Annotated in this window: 15 protein-coding genes; 8 read left to right on the top strand and 7 right to left on the bottom strand. The window is 69.0% G+C overall.

Annotation, left to right across the window (positions count from 1 at the left end; genetic code table 11):
• The 4 genes from ACLLJJ_RS39740 (at position 1) to ACLLJJ_RS39725 (ending at position 5,411) form a co-directional block, all read left to right on the top strand.
• Positions 1-657, top strand: a complete 657-nt coding sequence (locus ACLLJJ_RS39740; protein WP_434600654.1) for a TetR/AcrR family transcriptional regulator — start codon at positions 1-3, stop codon at positions 655-657.
• 74 nt (positions 658-731) lie between these two features.
• Entirely contained in the window at positions 732-1,802 is a 1,071-nt protein-coding gene (locus ACLLJJ_RS39735; protein ID WP_434600653.1) for an FAD-dependent oxidoreductase, read from the top strand.
• A gap of 359 nt (positions 1,803-2,161) precedes the next feature.
• Positions 2,162-4,063, top strand: coding sequence for a transglycosylase domain-containing protein (locus ACLLJJ_RS39730; protein ID WP_434599633.1), 1,902 nt, complete (start codon positions 2,162-2,164; stop codon positions 4,061-4,063).
• Between the two features lie 61 nt (positions 4,064-4,124).
• Positions 4,125-5,411: a hypothetical protein gene (locus ACLLJJ_RS39725; RefSeq protein ID WP_434599632.1), complete on the top strand. Its 1,287-nt coding sequence runs from the start codon at positions 4,125-4,127 to the stop codon at positions 5,409-5,411.
• A 33-nt stretch (positions 5,412-5,444) separates the two neighbouring features.
• Here the strand turns inward: ACLLJJ_RS39725 and ACLLJJ_RS39720 are convergent, their stop codons facing one another.
• A complete protein-coding gene (locus ACLLJJ_RS39720) occupies positions 5,445-6,242 on the bottom strand; it encodes a maleylpyruvate isomerase family mycothiol-dependent enzyme (protein ID WP_434599630.1) in 798 nt (265 codons plus the stop codon).
• A gap of 63 nt (positions 6,243-6,305) precedes the next feature.
• Positions 6,306-6,815, bottom strand: a complete 510-nt coding sequence (locus ACLLJJ_RS39715) for a MarR family winged helix-turn-helix transcriptional regulator (RefSeq protein ID WP_434599629.1) — start codon at positions 6,813-6,815, stop codon at positions 6,306-6,308.
• Positions 6,816-6,915: 100 nt separating this feature from the next.
• Here ACLLJJ_RS39715 and ACLLJJ_RS39710 point away from each other — a divergent pair, with 100 nt between their 5' ends.
• Complete coding sequence (locus ACLLJJ_RS39710; RefSeq protein WP_434600652.1) at positions 6,916-7,329, top strand: organic hydroperoxide resistance protein; 414 nt, start codon at positions 6,916-6,918, stop codon at positions 7,327-7,329.
• 96 nt (positions 7,330-7,425) lie between these two features.
• Here the strand turns inward: ACLLJJ_RS39710 and ACLLJJ_RS39705 are convergent, their stop codons facing one another.
• Both ACLLJJ_RS39705 and ACLLJJ_RS39700 read right to left on the bottom strand, forming a co-directional pair.
• Complete coding sequence (locus tag ACLLJJ_RS39705) at positions 7,426-7,764, bottom strand: thioredoxin family protein (RefSeq protein WP_434599628.1); 339 nt, start codon at positions 7,762-7,764, stop codon at positions 7,426-7,428.
• 123 nt (positions 7,765-7,887) lie between these two features.
• A complete protein-coding gene (locus tag ACLLJJ_RS39700) occupies positions 7,888-9,654 on the bottom strand; it encodes a glycoside hydrolase family 30 beta sandwich domain-containing protein (RefSeq protein ID WP_434599626.1) in 1,767 nt (588 codons plus the stop codon).
• 280 nt (positions 9,655-9,934) lie between these two features.
• Between ACLLJJ_RS39700 and ACLLJJ_RS39695 the strand changes: the two genes are divergently transcribed.
• Together ACLLJJ_RS39695 and ACLLJJ_RS39690 are read left to right on the top strand one after the other, a co-directional pair.
• Positions 9,935-10,927: a LacI family DNA-binding transcriptional regulator gene (locus tag ACLLJJ_RS39695; protein ID WP_434599625.1), complete on the top strand. Its 993-nt coding sequence runs from the start codon at positions 9,935-9,937 to the stop codon at positions 10,925-10,927.
• Between the two features lie 81 nt (positions 10,928-11,008).
• Positions 11,009-14,086, top strand: a complete 3,078-nt coding sequence (locus ACLLJJ_RS39690; RefSeq protein WP_434599623.1) for a glycoside hydrolase family 3 N-terminal domain-containing protein — start codon at positions 11,009-11,011, stop codon at positions 14,084-14,086.
• A gap of 101 nt (positions 14,087-14,187) precedes the next feature.
• On the opposite strand, the gene ACLLJJ_RS39685 is transcribed toward ACLLJJ_RS39690, so the two are convergent.
• Positions 14,188-14,400, bottom strand: a complete 213-nt coding sequence (locus ACLLJJ_RS39685) for a DUF4287 domain-containing protein (RefSeq protein ID WP_434599621.1) — start codon at positions 14,398-14,400, stop codon at positions 14,188-14,190.
• A 592-nt stretch (positions 14,401-14,992) separates the two neighbouring features.
• Here ACLLJJ_RS39685 and ACLLJJ_RS39680 point away from each other — a divergent pair.
• Positions 14,993-15,166: a hypothetical protein gene (locus ACLLJJ_RS39680; protein ID WP_434599620.1), complete on the top strand. Its 174-nt coding sequence runs from the start codon at positions 14,993-14,995 to the stop codon at positions 15,164-15,166.
• 128 nt (positions 15,167-15,294) lie between these two features.
• On the opposite strand, the gene ACLLJJ_RS39675 is transcribed toward ACLLJJ_RS39680, so the two are convergent.
• Both ACLLJJ_RS39675 and ACLLJJ_RS39670 read right to left on the bottom strand, forming a co-directional pair.
• The gene (locus ACLLJJ_RS39675; RefSeq protein ID WP_434599619.1) at positions 15,295-15,570 is read right to left on the bottom strand and encodes a hypothetical protein; all 276 of its coding nucleotides are present in this window, start codon (positions 15,568-15,570) and stop codon (positions 15,295-15,297) included.
• A gap of 150 nt (positions 15,571-15,720) precedes the next feature.
• Positions 15,721-17,061, bottom strand: coding sequence for a TolB family protein (locus ACLLJJ_RS39670; protein ID WP_434599617.1), 1,341 nt, complete (start codon positions 17,059-17,061; stop codon positions 15,721-15,723).
• Positions 17,062-17,139: the final 78 nt, after the last annotated feature.

The following is a 17,139-nucleotide window of genomic DNA, read 5'->3' as shown; positions in this document are numbered from 1 at the left end:
CTGACCCGGGCGGGCATCATCGCCGTCGCCGTCCGGATCATGCGGGCAGAGGGGCTGCAGAAGGCCACCATGCGGCGCCTGGCCCAGGAGCTGGACACCGGACCGGCCTCCCTCTACGTGTACGTGCGCAACACCGCCGAGCTGCCCGCGGCAGTGCTGGACGAACTGCTCGGCACGGTGGACCTGACGCCGGTGAGCGCGGCGGGCGACTGGCGCGACCGGCTGGCCACCGTGCTCACCTCGTACACGATGGTGCTGTTCGAGCACCCGGGGCTGGCCCGCTCGGCGCTGGTGGCCCGTCCCAGCGGGGAGTACTACCTGCGGCTGATCGAGTCACTTCTGGACCTGCTCGACCGGGGCGGCGTACTGGCCGGACAGGCCGACTGGGGCATGGACGCGCTGTTGCAGTACACCACCGCGACCGCCGCCGAGCACGCTCACGGGGAACGGCCCGCCGACACCCGGAACGACTGGGACGCCCTCACCAACGCCCTGCACGGCGTCTCCGGCGCCACTCATCCGCACATCGCCGCCCTCGCCCCCGATCTGCTCGCCGGCGAGCCTCAGGCGCGGTTGTCCTGGGGGTTTCGCATGCTGATCAACGGGATCGCGCACACCCCCACCCCGGCCCCACCGGACAGGTCCGCACATCCCTGAGGACCACTGCCGAAGCGGGTCACCACCACCCATGAAACGGGCCACCGCGCCCGTCCCACCGTGAGGAGCACCACCTGGCCAGCCACCACCCCATTGCCGTGATCGGCGCCGGCCTCGGCGGCCTCACTCTGGCGCGCGTCCTGCACACCCACGGCATCGAGGCCGGCGTCTTCGACCTGGAGGCGTCCGCCGCCGCCCGTACTCAGGGAGGCATGCTCGACATCCACCAGGACTCCGGGCAGGCCGCCCTGGTCGCCGCGGGCCTCCACGACGAGTTCCGCAAGCTCATCCACCCGGGGGGCGAGTCCATGCGCATCCTCGACCGGCACGCCGTCGTCCGGGTGGAAGAGAACGACGAGGGAGACGGCAGCCGCCCCGAGGTGGACAGAGGGCAGCTGCGCGATCTCCTCCTGTCGTCGCTGCCCGCGGACACGGTCCGCTGGGGCAGGAAGATCACCGGGGTCCGCCCCCTGGACAGTGGTCGGCACGAGGTCACCACCGCCGACGGCGCAGCCTTCACCACCGACCTGCTCATCGGCACCGACGGGGCCTGGTCGAAGATCCGTCCGCTGGTCTCCGACGCCGTCCCCGCCTACTCCGGCCTCTCCTTCGTCGAGCTGGATCTGCTGGACGCCGAAGTGCGTCACCCCATGAGCGCGGCCCTCGTCGGCCCCGGTTTCTTCCTGGCCCTCGGCGACGGCGGGGGCTTCCTCGCCCACCGCGAACCCGACGGCAGCCCGCATGTGTACACCGCGCTCAAGGCACCCGAGGACTGGCTCGCCACGATCGACTTCGCCGGTGAGGGTGCCAATCTCGCCATGTTCGACGGAGCGGAACTCGGCCGGGCCATCGCCACCCACCCCGGCGATACCGAGGCCGCGCTCGCCGCGTACGAACAGGCCCTCTTCCCGCGCAGCGAGGCGTCGGCGACCGCGTCCGCCACCAGCCTCGACCTGTGCTTCGCTCATGACGCGCCCCAGGGCCTGCTCGACCAGTTCGCCTCCTACAACCGGGCGAACCGACCCACGCCGACCGCCCGCCCCGGCACCTCTGTTGGCCGGAGTCCGGCACAGTCCTGGCCGGACCTGCGCCGGGCTCCGGCCAACAGCTGCGGAAAGCTGTCAATTCGGCGCGCTCGACGGTAGGTTCGATTCTCCTCAACAGTTCAATTGCCGAGCAAATCGCGACATCTGCTCACTTTGCCGCGCTTCGAACTGCTGTTATCTTTACGTGACTTCACAGCGTGACTCTCCGTAAGGCTTATGCCCGAGATTCTGCTGTGTCGCCGCAGGGGGAATCGGGGGGATCCGACTGTCGCCCTCAAGCAATGACCACTATCTGTGCGAGGGCGCGACCACAGCATTGCGGAACCGCCCCCGCCCGTCACCGCCGGACAGGGATGACCCAGCACAACAGGCTCAGAAAAACCGCGCACGCGGCGCGCACGGCATTGGCACCGGGGCGAGGCACCAGGGGGCGGCCAAGGAAGCTGTGGCCTCCACGGATGCCGGACTATCCGCGACCGGGGCGGCAGGGCTGGCGCAGGTGGGTGCCCTCGTGGCGACTGGTCATGGGCTCGTTCCTGACGGTCATCGGCACGCTGACGGCGCTCGTGACCATCGCGTACGCGCAAACGGAGATACCCGAGGACCTGAACTCCTTCGCCACCCAGCAGGACAACGTCTACTACTGGGCGGACGGCACGCCGATGGCCCGTACGGGCTGGGTGAGCCGGCAGGAAATGCCCCTGGCGAAGATCCCCGAGCACGTCCGATGGGCCGTGCTGTCCGCCGAGAACAACGACTTCTATTCGGATCCCGGCATCTCGGCGCAGGGCGTCACCCGCGCGTTCTGGCAGACGGTCGGTGGTGGGGGCACCCAGGGCGGCTCCACCATCACCCAGCAGTACGTGAAGAACGTCTATCTCACTCAGGACCGGTCCTTCTCGCGCAAGTTCACCGAGATGCTGATGGCGATCAAGCTGGACCGTCAGCTGAGCAAGGACAAGATCCTCCAGGAGTACCTCAACACCAGCTGGTTCGGGCGCGGTTCCTACGGGCTCCAGCGGGCCTCGCAGGCCTACTACGGCAAGGAAGTCACGGAGCTCACCGCGAGTGAGGGCGCCTTCCTCGCCTCTCTGCTCAAGGGAGCCTCGCTCTACGACCCCACCCTTGGCCCCCAGAACCGCAAGCGTGCCGTCGACCGGTGGAGGTGGACGCTGGACCGCATGGTGGAAACCGGCAGGCTGACCCCTGCCGAGCGGGCCAAGTACACCAAGTTCCCCGAGCCGAAAGCGGCGCCCAAGAACAGCGCGAGCGGTCAGAACGGCTACCTCGTCGCGCTCGCCGAGTCGTACGCGAAGCGATCCGGGCAAATCCCCGAAGCGCGCTTCGCCCTGGGCGGCTTCCAGATCTACACCACCTTCGAAAAGCCGCGGATGTCCGCAATCACCCGGGCGGTGAAGGACACCCGCGCCACACTGGACCCCAAGCGGCGCGCCACCGACCGGCATGCCAGGTTCGGGGCCGCTTCGGTCGCCGCGGACGGGCGGATCCTTGCCGTGTACGGCGGACCGGACTTCCAGCGGCAGGCCTTCAACGAGTCCAACGCGTCGACCGTCGCGGCGGGTTCCGCATTCACCCCCTTTGTGTACGCGGCCGCGCTTGAGCACGGTGTCCAGCTCGAACGCGAGGGCCCCCGCACCCCGGTCACTCCGTCGACCCCGTACAACGGCGACGACAATGTGCCGCTGGTGACACCGGAAGGTCCTTACTGGGACCGCGGCGGAAAAATGCTCAAGGGGCAGAACACCGACGACCGTTCCTACGGCCGGATCGCGCTGGGGGACGCCATGGCACAGGGCGTGGACTCCCCGTTCCTCCAGCTCGGCACGGACGTGGGCCTGGACCTCGTGCGTCGTACGGCCGAGGGGTCGGGAATGCTCGCCTCCAACTTCGGGCCGCCCGTGCCCGCGTTCGCGATGGGCACCTCCACTCCCAGTGCCATCCGTATGGCCGGGGCGTACGGCGTGTTCGCGGCCCGCGGCATGCACACCGACCCGTACTCGGTACGCAAGGTGACCCGCAACGGCGAGCCGGTCCCCCTGCCCCGCCCCCGGCGGGCACGCGCGTTGCAGCCCGATGTGGCCGACCAGGTCACCGAGGCGCTCACACCTGCTGGGCGCGAAACCTCCCGCAAGACCGGAACCACGCAGGACGACACCGCGCGCTGGTACGTCGGTTACTCGAAGGAGGAGGCCACCGCGGTGGTCGTGTACCGCATGGACCTGTCCAGCAGTCTCGCGCCGCTGCCGCTCGAAGGGTTCGGCGAGGACCCGGCCGAGGGCGAGAAGTATCCGGCCGAGATATGGAGCCAGTACACGGACGCCCTGAAGCAAGAGCACTGAACAAGTGCCGCGTCCGCCGCTGCCCGCGCCCCCTTCCGCCCGTCTGCCTGGAGTCGTTGTGATGATCTGGAAGAAGTCCGCCGTGCTCCGCGCACGGGTCAACAAAATGCCCGGCATCAGTCTCGGCATAGCCGCCGTCCTGGTCACCTCGCTCACCGCGACATTCGCCATGTCGACCTCCGACAGCCCGCCGAAGACCGTGGCGGCGCCGGACGCCACGGCCGCGGCCCCGAAACCCAAGGACGGGAAGGGCGCCGCGGCCGCCGGCAAGGACGAGGAGAACTGGGACGGCCAGGTCAAGGTGCTGGGAGACGGTTCCACGTCCTATACGGGGCCGCAGCCGGGCCGGCTGAAGGCGAAGCGACTCAAACCGGGTGAGAAACCGCCCCAGTTCGTGGTGTTCTCCTGGGACGGCGCCTTGGAGGGCGACGACCGGCTGTTCTCCCGCTTCCGCCGGGTGGCGAAGGAGAACGACGCGCACATGACGTTCTTCCTCACCGGCATGTACCTGCTCCCGAAGGCGCAGAAGAACCTTTACCAGCCGCCGCAGCACGAGACCGGGGCCGCCGCGATCTCGTACCCGACCGACGAGCACATACGCACGACGCTGGAGCAGCTCAGCGGGGCCTGGCTGGAGGGCAACGAGATCGGCTCCCACTTCAACGGCCACTTCTGCGGCGACAAGGGGGGTGGCGACTGGAGTTCGGCGGAGTGGACCAAGGAGATCGACCAGTTCTACGCCTTCGTGCAGAACTGGAAGACGAACACCGGCATGACGGACATCGATCCGCTGCCCTTCGACCCGACGCGTGAGGTCGTCGGCGGCCGGGCCCCCTGCCTCGAAGGGCAGAAGACGCTCATACCGGCGACCAAGCCCTTCGGCTGGCGCTACGACGCCAGTTCCGCGGGGGATTTCCAGATCTGGCCTTCCAAGAAGGACGGGGTCTGGGACCTCCCGCTGCAGATGCTTCCCTTCCCCGGAAAGCAGTTCCAGGTGCTCTCCATGGACTTCAACTACCTGTACAACCAGTCGAAGGAGAGCACCGAGGGCGATCCGGCGCAGTACAGCACCTGGCGCCAGCAGACCCGCGACTCCTACATGTCGGGTTTCCAGCGGGTGTTCCACGGCAGCCGGGCCCCGATGTTCATCGGGAATCACTTCGAGGACTGGAATGGCGGTATCTACATGGATGCCGTCGAGGACGTGATGAAGGATGTCTGCCCCCGCAAGGAGGTGCGCTGCGTCTCCTTCCGGGAGCTGACCGACTGGCTGGACGCGCAGGACCCCAAGGTCCTGGCCCACTGGCGCACGCTGGATCCCGCGCAGCCGTCGGGCTGGAAGCGCTAGCGGGTAGTACGCGCGAGCGGGTCCGCGGCCGTCTCAGAACGCGGAGTTGGCGAACCAGCGCAGCAGCAGGTCGTCGTCACCAGAGGTCTCGAAGGCGTCCGAGGCCCGGTCGAGGCGCCCGTACAGGAGGAGCAGCAGGTCGGCGGAGGCACCGTTCACGGCCGCGTCGACGGCCGCGTCCTTTCCCGCGCCCGCCTCGGTGAGGCGCTCGATCACGAAGTCGTCGGAACGCAGGCGGACCAGCCAACCACCGTCCCGGTCGGTGCAGCGGAAGCGGATGGTCTCGCCGTCGCCGCGCAAGTACGCGATCCCGGGGGCGAAGGACGCGGCGAAGGGCAGATTGACCAGGAACTCGTCGATGCCGTCGACGGCGAGACCTGGGTCGATCACGGGCCGATGTCCGAGGGCCAGTTGTCCGTCGACGCGGTGCACCAGCGTCTCGAACAGCATGCGCCGCATCCAGAACCTGGCGTGCTGATCGGCGCCCCATGCCCACATCGGGGCGCCCGGGTCGGTTTCGGCGAACGCGGCTGCCGCCTCGGCCGAACTCGCCGTCAGCCAGTCGGCATAACCGTCCTCGTGCGCCGGCAGCCGCAGCTCCACCTCACGGCTCCGGGGCGGCGTCCGCACGCGTTGGCGCAGCAGTACGGAGAACCAGCGCTGCACGCTCCCGGTGTGCCTGACCAGGTCGAGAAGGGTCCACCCCGGACAGCTGGGCACGGGCGTGGCGAGGTTCGCACCCTGCACGAGGGCGACGAGCCGGGCGGTCTCCGCCACAACGGCGTCGCGGTGGGCCGACGGTGTGCTTGCCCAGGGGGAGTCATCTGACATGTCTGTGTGGCTTCGCATTCCGAGTTGTTCGTCCATCGCTGTCGCCGATCGGGCGACCGCGCTTCAGGCGCCGCTCGCGCAGTCCCCGGCGGCCGTTTCGGTTGCCGTACTCCCGTCCAGCACCGCCGTCAGGGCGTTGAGCCGGTCGCGCAGGTCGGCGATCTCGTCCAGGGAGAGGCCGGTGGAATCCGCGATCGCACGGGGTACAGCGAGCGCCCTGTCACGTAGTGCGGCGCCCGCCCGAGTGGGGCGCGCGGTGACGGAACGCTCGTCGTCGACGCTGCGCCTGCGCTCCACATGGCCTGCCGACTCCAGCCGCTTCAACAGCGGCGAGAGGGTGCCGGAGTCCAACCGCAGCCGTTCCCCGATCTTCTTGACCGGCAGTTCGCCGTGCTCCCATAGCACCAGCATCACTAGATACTGCGGATAGGTCAGCCCCAGATCCTTCAGGGCCGACCGGTAGACGCTGTTGAAGGCGCGCGAGGCCGCGTGCAGCGAGAAACAGATCTGGTGGTCGAGGCGTAGAAAGTCCTCGTCCCGTACGTCCGTCATGTTCATCAGCGCCTTCTCCATGAATCCAGGCTACCGCACGCCATTTAGTTGTGCACAATTAAATTGTGTGCTCTGATGGTCCCACCAGGACGCTTCCCCCAGAACGACGAGGATGGACACCATGGACGCGCTGTACACCGCTGTCGCCACCGCCAATGGCCGCGAGGGCCGCGCCGTCAGCTCCGACGGCCAGATCGACCTGCCGCTCGGCTTCCCCGCAGCCATGGGCGGCAACGGCAAGGGCACCAACCCCGAGCAGCTCTTCGCCGCCGGCTACGCCGCCTGCTTCGCCAGTGCGATGGGCTCGATCGCACGCCAGGAGAAGCTCGACGTCAAGGACGTCTCGGTGACGGCCGAGGTCAGCATCGGCAAGGACACCGACGGCGGCTTCGGGCTGTCCGTCGTGATGCGGGTCGAGCTGCCCGAGCACCTCGAAGGTGCGGAGGGGCAGGACCTCCTGGAGAAGACCCACGCCTACTGCCCCTACTCGAAGGCCACCCGCGGCAACATCCCGGTCGAGCTCGTCATCGAATAGCCGTCACGGGCGCGGCCGGGAACCCACCGGCGCGACAGCGGGGTGGGGCACAGGCTTGATCAAGCCTGTGCCCCACCCCGCTGTCGCGCCCGCCGCTCAGAGATTCGCGTCCAGGAATTCCCTGAGCCCGACCTGATCCATCGGACCGGTGTCAACCGCCGCGACCTCACCGCTCCTGATCAGCACGACCGACGGTGCGCCGGTGACGTCGTACCTCTTCGTCGGCCCGGGGCACCGCGTCATGTCGGCCCTGACAACGGTCAACCGCCCCGCGTAGGCACCGGCCACCTCTTCCACGACGGCGTCCATCTCCTTGCACAGCTTGACCACCTTGGGCCAGGTCCCGCAGAAGTAGGCGAGCACCGGGCCGTCCGTCATCGCGAGGATGAAATCGAACTCGGCATTCTCCAAGGGTTGATGGACCCTGCTCGCCACGGGCGCTCCTCATGTTCCGGTCTGCGTGCTCCGATCTTCGCGCTCGAACCCGCACTCCGCCAATTCCGCCGGTTCACCGGTGCTGCCGTCGGGCACGGTGCCGGGCGCGGACCCGCTGCCGCCCTACTCCAGTCGCCATTTCTGGTTGGCCGCGCCCGTGCGGGACCAGATCTGTGCCCGCGTCCCGTTGGCGGAGGAGTTGTCCGACGCGCCCAGGCACTTGTCGGCCGCAGCGTTCACCACGTCCGCGCTGCCCGCCTCGTGGCGCCACTGTTGTGCGCCCGAGCCGTTGCAGCCGTACAGCTGGGTCTTCGCGCCGTCCGCCATAGACGCCGCTGTCACGTCCGGGCACTTGCCGCTCAGGCCCACCAGGCTGCCGGAGCTCTCCGAGCCGCCCGCCTGGCTGCCCGACCAGGTGAAGGTCGCCGATGTCTTGCCGGGCAGGGAGTACGTGTAGCGCTGGTTTCCCCAGTTGACGGTCATCGTCTGCGCGCTCGACGAGTCGTTGTACGCCAGGAGCGCCTTCGAGCCGTCGGGGTTGCGCCACGCGACGTTCGGCACGGCCGAGCTGGCGGTGGACGCGATGCGGTGTGCACCGGGGTTCACGAACTTCGTGAGGTGGCCCATCGTGTAGTACTCGACGGTGTAGTCGACCTGGCCGTGCCGCGAGTCGCCGTTGTGGACGGTGATCAGGCCGTCGCAGGTACCACAGTCGCCGTTGTGTGGACCGCGGTTCTGATCGACCGCCAGGGACCACTTGGTCACCGACTTCGCCCAGTTACGGGTGTAGTCGATGATGTTCATTATGTCCTCGCGCTGTTGATTCGCGATCCAGGTCCCACCGGAGTGCTCGGTCTGGAACGCGTCGAGCTGCGGGTACTGGTGGTGCGCCTCGGTCTGCTTGGAGACCGCGCCACCGTAGCCGTGCCAGGCGACGCCGCCGAAGTTCGGGTGGCTGCGTACCGCCGCGTCGTTCACGGTCTGCGCCGCGTACGCGTCGTAGGTGTCCCAGTTCCAGTCGTGCGCCAAGACCTTGGCCGACAGGCCCGCCGCCTGGAGCTTGGGCAGCAGCTCGCTCTTCGTGAAGTACGCCAGCCCCGATCCGTTCCAGCTCATCGACGGGTAACCGGCGCAACAGGTCGGCTCGTTCTGGGCAGTGACGTAGTCGACCGCAATGCCCTGGTCGCGCCACGCCTGGAGGTACTTCACGAAGTAGTTGGCGTAGGCGCCGTAGTTCTCGGACTTCAGCCAGCCGCCGTTGAGCTGCCCGTTGTCCTTCATCCAGGCCGGGGCCGTCCACGGCGAGGCGACCGTGGTGAGCGCCGGGTTGAGCTGCTTGGCCTGTTTCGTCAGCGGCAGCACGTCCTGGAGGTCGTGTGCGATCGAGAACTTCGACAGTGTGGGATCGGTCTGGCCGGCCGGCAGGTCGTTGTACGTGTAGCCGAACCTGGCGAGGTCCGAGCCGCCCATCGGGTTGCGGACGAAGGAGAGGCCGGTGCCGTCGGTGAGTGAGAACAGCTTCTTCATCGTCGTGTCGCGCGTCGCCTGCGACAGCGCCCCGGACCCCTTCATCAGCCAGGCCGCGGTGTCGGTGAAGGAGGCGCCGCCGCCGGTGAAGGTTTGGTAGCGGGTGTTCTCGTCGACGGTGACGCTGGTGCCGCCACCGCCGGTTCCGGCCTGGAAGTTGGTGGGGCTCTGCTGCTGGAGGCCACGGGTGACATGACGGCCACCACCGTCGTCGGTCGTGGTGAGCCAGACGTTCACCTGCTCGCCGGCGGCCTGGACGGCCCCCGTGGAGAGACCGGCGAGTCCGGTGGTGGTGAGGGCTCCCGCGATCAGCAGTCTCGTGAGCCGGGAGGCTCGGATCGGTTTGCGGGGCGGTCTCGTCATGGCCGGCTGCCCTTCTCGGCACGTGGGGGTGTGGGGGTGTTGAGGGTGATGCCATGGATCGAGGCGTGAGTGAACTGCCAATGCGGGCGGCCGTTAAGCGTCCGCACATTCATGTCTTGAACACACAACCCCGTGCACCTGCCCGGAACTTGGGATTCTACCGATCTCTGCGTGAGGTGGCGTGAAGTATTGACGACGACGTGGCCTGCATACTGACTCTCCGCAGCACCCCGGTACCGCTACCGGTACCGGTTCCGGACGACGAAGCGAAGGCCCGTCGATGCGAGTCACGATCACCGACGTCGCACGTGAGGCGGCTGTCAGCAAGACAACGGTCTCCCGGGTGCTCAACACCAGGGCCGATGTCGACTCCGGCACGGCTGCCCTCGTTCGTGAAGTGATCGATGCGCTCGGTTACGTACCCAGCTCCGGGGCCGTCGGTCTGGCCCGCGGCACCAGCCGTACCGTCGCGATGCTGACGCCGCCCCTCACCTGGCCCTGGATGGGTGAGGTCCTGCAGGGCGTCGCGGACACCGTCGAGGCGGCCGGCTACGGACTGTTGCTGTTCACCTGCAACCGGGGCCCGGATTCCGTCCGGCACTTCGCCAGCCAGGTTTCCGCCCGTGCCTTCGACGGGCTCCTCGTCATCGAGCCGGAGAACACCCTCGACACCATCACGGCGATGCAGCGCCGCGGACTGCCCGTCGTACTCATCGACGACCGCGGCCACCACCCCGCCTTTCCGTCGGTGGCCACCACCAACCACGAGGGCGGCGCGTCCGCCGCCCGCCATCTGCTGGCATCCGGCCGCACCAGGCCACTCGTCATCACCGGCCGCCGCGACTTCGGCTGTGTACGCGACCGGCTCGCGGGGTTCCTCGACGTGATGCCCACCGACCTGATCACCGAGGGCACCTTCACCGAAGCCTCCGGCCGACACGGCGTGGAGCGCGCCCTCGCGGCAAACGGCGCCCGGGGCGGCCACTTCGACTGCGTCTTCGCGCACAACGACCTCATCGCCGCGGGCGCCCTGCGCGCCCTGCGCGCCGCCGGCCGCGGCGTCCCGGAGGACGTCGCCGTCGTCGGTTTCGACGACATCCCCATGGCCCAGCACACCGAACCGCCGCTGACCACCGTCCGCCAGCCCATGCGGCAGATGGGCGAGACCGCGGCACGGCTACTGCTCGCGCGACTCGACGGCGAGACAATCCCAGACGTGCCAGTCGTACTGCCCACTGAACTCGTCGTCCGCCGCTCCGCGCCCGCCCACTGAGACCCCCGCGGCCATCGGACGGACTGCCACATCCGTCCCCTGCCCGGCACACCCCTGTCCCGCCCCGCCGAAGGAGCCGCAATGCCACGACCTCGCTTCAGAAGCAGAACCAGTACGGCGGTGATCGCAGCCACCGCCGTACTCGGCAGTCTGCTCACCGGCGCCCTGCCCAGCGCCGCCGCCGACGCGCCCGCACCCGCACCCGTGGCCGTCGACCGCTTCGAGGGTGAAGTCCCCTTCGCGGACCCGCCCGCGGAGGGCATCTTCACCTGGGGCAGTGACGCCGACGACCAGCCGAAGCTGGCGGTCAAGGAGCGCGCCGACGCCCCCGAGGGCAGCAAGGTCCTCGAAGGCACCTACGACATCAGCGGCTGGGGCGGCGTCAGCCACGATTTCGCCTTCGCCAAGCCCGCCCACGACTGGACCGCCCACAAGGGGGTCCGCTTCTGGTGGTACGGCCAGAACACCGCTCCCCTGCCGCCCGGTTCGGGCAAACGCCTCAACTTCGAGATCAAGGACGGCGGCGCCAACGGCGAGGCGTCCGAGCTGTGGACCACGTCGTTCACCGACGACTGGGAGGGCTGGCATCTCGTCGAGATCCCGTTCTCCGAGTTCAACTACCGCGCCGACTACCAGCCCGTCGGCGGCATCGACCAGGTCCTGGGCCTGAACGAGATGTGGGGCTACGCCCTCACGCTGCCGACCGGCGCCCCCGGTTCCTTCGCCCTGGACGGCATGGAGCTGTACGGCACGGCCGAACCGGCCCTGAACGCCAAGGTCATCACCGACGCCGCGGTGTACCCGGTCGCCGAGGGCGCCGCCGCCCAGGTGAAGCTCTCCGTCGCCACCACCGGATCCGGCCCGATCGACGCGCCGGTCACCGTCGAGTACACCGCCGGGGGCGGCAGCGCCGAGCCCGGCAAGGACTACGCGCCGGTCACCGGCAGCGTCACCTTCCCGGCCGGCACGGCCTCCGGTACGAGCCGCTCCATCGCCGTCGCCACCAAGAGGGACAACTCGGCCGAGGCCGCGGAGACCATCCCGCTCAAGCTCACCGTCACCGGCGCCAAGGCCCCCGCCGAGACCCCGCAGGTCGTCGTGAACGCCCACGGCCTGCCGTATCTCGACAAGAGGCTCCCGCTCAAGAAGCGCGTCACCGACCTGCTTTCGAGGATGTCCCTCGACGAGAAGGCCGGCCAGATGACACAGGCCGAGCGCAACGCCCTCAAGTCGCAGGGCGACATCGCCTCCTACGAGCTGGGCTCGCTGCTCTCCGGCGGCGGTTCGGTGCCGACCCCGAACGCGCCCGAGGCGTGGGCGAAGATGGTCGACTCGTACCAGCTGCGCTCCCGCGCGACCCGCCTGCAGATCCCGCTGATCTACGGCGTGGACGCGGTGCACGGCCACAACAACGTCATCGGGTCGACGATCATGCCGCACAACATCGGCATCGGAGCCGGCCGTGACCCGAAGGTCTCCGAGCAGACCGGCGCCGTGACCGCCAAGGAGGTGCGCGCCACCGGCATCCCGTGGGACTTCGCGCCCTGCCTCTGCGTGACCCGCGACGAGCGCTGGGGACGCTCCTACGAGGCCTTCGGTGAGGACCCCGCGCTGGTCACCGCCATGGACACTGTGATCAACGGCATGCAGGGCGCCCGCAACGGCAAGGACCTCGACCGCAACGACAAGGTGCTCACCAGCGCCAAGCACTTCGTCGGCGACGGCGGCACCGAGTTCGGGTCCTCGACCACCGGCTCGTACACGATCGACCAGGGCATCACCAAGGTCACCCATCAGGAGCTGGAGGCGGTACATCTCGCGCCGTTCGCCGACGCGGTCGAGCGGGGCGCCGGAACGGTCATGCCGTCGTACTCCTCGCTGGACGTCCTGGGCGACGACCAGGGCCCGGTGAAGATGCACGCGAACGCCGAGATGATCAATGGGGTCCTGAAGGACCGCATGAGCTTCGACGGCTTCGTGATCAGCGACTGGAAGGCCATCGACCAGATCCCCGGCGACTACCCGAGCGACGTACGCACCTCGATCAACGCCGGTCTCGACATGATCATGGTGCCGACCGACTACCAGGACTTCACCAAGACGCTGAAGGACGAGGTGACGGCCGGGCGCATCGGCCAGGACCGTATCGACGACGCGGTGGCCCGGATCCTGACCCAGAAGTTCAAGCTTGGCCTGTTCGAGCAGCCGTACGCCGACACCACCAACCTGGACCAGGTCGGCTCCCCGGAGCACCGTGCGGTGGCCCGCGAGGCCGTCGCCAAGTCCCAGGTGCTCCTGAAGAACGATGGCGCCGTACTGCCGCTGAAGAAGTCCCAGAAGGTGTACGTCGCCGGGCCCAACGCCGACGACATCGGCAACCAGGCCGGCGGCTGGACCGTCAGCTGGCAGGGCTCGTCCGGGAAGATCACGACCGGCACCACCGTCCTGGAGGGCATGAAGAAGGCCGCCCCGGACGCGGAGATCTCCTACTCCAAGGACGCCTCCGCGCCCACCGGCGGCCATGACGTCGGCGTGGTCGTGGTCGGCGAGACTCCGTACGCCGAAGGCATCGGCGACGTGGGCAACGGCAACGATCTGGAGCTGACGGCCGCCGACAGGGCCGCGGTCGACAAGGTCTGCGCCGCGATGAAGTGCGCGGTCCTGGTCGTCTCCGGGCGCCCGCAGCTCATCGGCGACCGGCTCGGCGACATCGACTCGCTCGTCGCGTCCTGGCTGCCGGGCACTGAAGGCGACGGGGTCGCCGACGTCCTCTACGGCAAGCGGCCCTTCACCGGCCAGCTGCCGGTCACCTGGCCGAAGTCGGAGGCGCAGCTGCCGATCAACGTCGGTGACGCCTCGTACGCCCCGCAATTCCCGTACGGCTGGGGGCTGACCACCCTCGGCAAGGCTCCCGCGGGCGGGGAGACGACGCTGAAGGCCATCGGCCTCGCGGCCAAGCTCCTGCGGGCGACGGGTGGGGGCAAGTCCGCACAGGGCAGGGAACTGGTCGCCAAGGCACGGCTGATCGTCCAGCAGAAGATCGGTCAGAACATCACCGAAGCCTCGGCGAAGCCGTTCGCCGACGCGGACCATCTGCTGCTCACCGGCAACCTGTCGGGTGCGGTCGGCAAGCTGATCGCCGCCCACCGGGCCGCCTGAGCAAGGGTGCGGGGCAGCTGTGTCCCGCACCCAGGCACCGAACGGTCGTCAGCGGGCGCCTCGGGGGCGGTCTCGCCCCACGGAGGGGTCACCGGGGACAGTCACGCGGTCTTGTCCTCCGCGAGGGTGTGCGCGACCAGCGCGTTGGCGTGACCGTGCCCCATGCCGTGCTCGGACTTGAGCCAGGAAACCAGTTCCATGTGCTTGGTCAGCGGCGAGGAGCGGATCAGGTCTTTCCACTCCGCGACCGGACGGCCGTACTTCGCCTCGATCGCAGGAAAATAGCTGGCGGGGCCCTTAACAGCTTCAGTCATACAAGCATCTTGCCACCCTCGCGCCGAGATCCTCCGGCAGTTTGCCGAGTGACCGGGCCGGGGCAACCAGCGTGATCACCGGTCCCTCGTTCGTGGAGGTACGGCCCTCATCTGCCGTTTCCCGGCGAGGTGTTCCGCGTTTTCAGCGGCCTCCGGCACAGGACGCCGCGACTCGTAACCCATTCGCACGCCGTGTTCACGGTGTTCACGACCTCTTCGGCACCGCCTGATGGAGTGGAGGGCCGTCCTTGGCCGTATCCTCATCTTCGGATGCCGAACCTGGCCCGGAAGGCGACGCCGATGGAAACGGGCAGTTCGCTCAGCACGAGCCAGTGGCAACGGTGTTCCGTAGGTGATCCGCGACGCTGCCCGGACCGGGACTTCTCGCCGGGCTGCCGACGCGGACACGAGATGAACCGAACGGTGGGCGACTACCGGCCGACTGCCTGTCGCTGTCGCAATCAGTAGAGGTCGACCTCGAAGCTGATCTGTGTACCGCCCCATCGACATTCGGCCGGACCGGCCACGCCGCCGTCCAAAACGTGCCATTGCGGAAATTCTGCTCGCTTACCACAGCCAACATGGAGCCTTCATGACCGCACAGCCGCACCAGCGCCCCGATGAGGCAGCTGGGCTTCCCCGTCCGATCAAGCCGGACTACACCTCGGTGTTTCTCCAGCCGGACATCGCAAGCACCCGCCCGCACGCCGACGACGCGATCGAGGAAGAACCTCAGATCCCGAGCATCTCAAAGACCCGGTTCTGAAAAACCTCTTCGAGGCGGCCCCCGGGCGCCCACCGCTGATCGGCACTCCGCACGGCCGCTGTGCGGAGTGCCGTCTGTCTGCGTGCCGGCCGCGGAGCCGGAAAGCACGTCGGCGGCACGGCAGGGCTCTACTGAAAGCTGGGCACCAGCCCGGTGACGGGCTGGACCAGGTCGGTGACCTGGTGCAGCTCGCCAAGCTTGTGCAGCTCGCTCAACTGGTAGGTGACGGTGGGCACCTCGTGCTTGCGCCCGGCCGGCATGGCACTCGTGCCGAGGTCGTCGAGCAGGTCCGGGACGGACACGTACGGGCCGGCCGGCTCGGCCGCACTCGCGAGCGGTGCCGCGAGTGCTGAGACGCCCGTGGCGAGGGCCACGACGGCGAGGACGCTCTTTGCTTTGATCATGCCTGGAGCAACGGTCCCGACCGCCCCACGGACACGGCCGCCCGGCCGCCCTCACCCGCAAGGCGGAGTGTGCGTTGCCGGGGGTTCGACAAGTCCCACGGGCACGCGCCTCACCAGCGAACGAGGCTCCGGCGCTCCGCCGGAAATCCGTCAGCGCGAGTGGCGCACGAAGACGTCAGGCGCGCCGTTGACGTCGTCCGGCACGAGATTGCCCGCCGGGGAGTCGAAGGTCACCGCGCCGCCGTCGTCGGTGACCCCGGTGCGCGGGCCGGGGTCGGTGTCCTCGGACACCTGCCCGGTGCCTTCGCTGACGAGCCGTACCTCCCCGGTCAGCATGTCCTTCAGGAAGACGTCGGGGCTGCTGTCCCGGTCGTCGCCGGAGAGGTTCGACGCGGCGGAGGTGAACGCGGCGTAGCGCCCGTCCCGGCTCAACGAGACGTGATCGCTCCTGCCGTTGGCCGGTGTGCCGTCCGCCGCGGCGCTGACCAGCCGCATCCGACGGGTCTCACGGTCGTGGAGGAACACATTGGGCCCGCTGGTGGGGGCCGGGCCCTCGGGGCGGAGCACTCCGGACGTCGAGCTGAACGCCACGAAGCGGGCGTCACCGCTGAGGGAGGCGCCCCATGAGGGGGTCCGGCGGTTGTTCCCGTGCGGAACGCTGATGAGTTCCGTCGTTCTCGTCTGCCGGTCGCGCAGGAAGATGTCGGTGGCGGAGGCGTGGTCCTCCTCCCCCGCCAGGCCGGAGGCGTTGGACGTGAAGGCGAGATACCGTCCGCCGGAGTCGCCCGCGAACGCGGGAGCGAACGCGTCGCCCGCCCCCTGTTCACCCGTACCGGACAGCTGCGCCAACTCCGTGGTCCCCTTGCGCCGGTCGTGGAGGAAGACGTCGTCCCGCTGGTTGGCATCGCCGGGTGCGAGGTCCTCGGCGCCCGATGCGTAGGCGACGTACCGGCCGTCTCCGCTGACCGCCGGGTCGTACGTCAGAGGGCCTCGCAGCCCCTCGTAGGACGCGCCCGTCGGGCTGATCCGTTCGGTCACGCCGGTCCGCCGGTCGTGCAGGAATACGTCGTCGAGGTCGTTGGGGTCGCCGCGCACGAGGTCGTCGGCGGTGGAGGTGAAGACCACGTACCGTCCGTCCGGGCTGAGCGCCACCTCGCCCACGACACCGTGGCTCGCGCTCCCGTCGCTCTTGACGCTGACGCGCTGCGTTCTGCCGGTGCGCAGGTCGCGGACGAAGGCGTCGGGTGTGCCGTTGGTGTCGCGCTTCACCAGGTTCCGGGACGCCGAGACGAACGCGACGTGGCGTCCGTCGGCGCTGATGGCGGGGCCCGTCGAGGCCGCGTTGCCCTCGGCGTTCCCCGGGCCGACACTCACCCGCTCGGTGCGCGGCGCCGCCGCGCCGGATGCGGCGCCCGCCGGGGTCGGCACGGTCACGGCGCAGAGGGCGGCGAGCGTGGCGCAGCCGATGGTCAGGCGCTGATGTGCGGTCATGGGGTCCTCCCGGGTCGACGGCGGTGTTCTCCGTGCCGGTCCGGCGTGCCCCGAGAGGAGCAGGGCGTGCTGGAGCGC

It is taken from the genome of Streptomyces sp. A5-4 (assembly GCF_051131715.1).
Lineage (GTDB): Bacteria > Actinomycetota > Actinomycetes > Streptomycetales > Streptomycetaceae > Streptomyces.
Note: the sequence above shows the minus strand (reverse complement) of the source record. Positions and strands in the feature narration are given on the sequence as shown.

Bases quoted from the DNA above. Each gene is read 5' to 3' on its own strand.
- ACLLJJ_RS39730 (WP_434599633.1), top strand. From the start codon at position 2,162: ATGCCGGACTATCCGCGACCGGGGCGGCAGGGCTGGCGCAGGTGGGTG.
- ACLLJJ_RS39725 (WP_434599632.1), top strand. From the start codon at position 4,125: ATGATCTGGAAGAAGTCCGCCGTGCTCCGCGCACGGGTCAACAAAATG.
- ACLLJJ_RS39720 (WP_434599630.1), bottom strand. From the start codon at position 6,242: ATGTCAGATGACTCCCCCTGGGCAAGCACACCGTCGGCCCACCGCGAC.
- ACLLJJ_RS39715 (WP_434599629.1), bottom strand. From the start codon at position 6,815: ATGGAGAAGGCGCTGATGAACATGACGGACGTACGGGACGAGGACTTT.
- ACLLJJ_RS39710 (WP_434600652.1), top strand. From the start codon at position 6,916: ATGGACGCGCTGTACACCGCTGTCGCCACCGCCAATGGCCGCGAGGGC.
- ACLLJJ_RS39700 (WP_434599626.1), bottom strand. From the start codon at position 9,654: ATGACGAGACCGCCCCGCAAACCGATCCGAGCCTCCCGGCTCACGAGA.
- ACLLJJ_RS39695 (WP_434599625.1), top strand. From the start codon at position 9,935: ATGCGAGTCACGATCACCGACGTCGCACGTGAGGCGGCTGTCAGCAAG.
- ACLLJJ_RS39690 (WP_434599623.1), top strand. From the start codon at position 11,009: ATGCCACGACCTCGCTTCAGAAGCAGAACCAGTACGGCGGTGATCGCA.
- ACLLJJ_RS39685 (WP_434599621.1), bottom strand. From the start codon at position 14,400: ATGACTGAAGCTGTTAAGGGCCCCGCCAGCTATTTTCCTGCGATCGAG.
- ACLLJJ_RS39680 (WP_434599620.1), top strand. From the start codon at position 14,993: ATGACCGCACAGCCGCACCAGCGCCCCGATGAGGCAGCTGGGCTTCCC.
- ACLLJJ_RS39675 (WP_434599619.1), bottom strand. From the start codon at position 15,570: ATGATCAAAGCAAAGAGCGTCCTCGCCGTCGTGGCCCTCGCCACGGGC.
- ACLLJJ_RS39670 (WP_434599617.1), bottom strand. From the start codon at position 17,061: ATGACCGCACATCAGCGCCTGACCATCGGCTGCGCCACGCTCGCCGCC.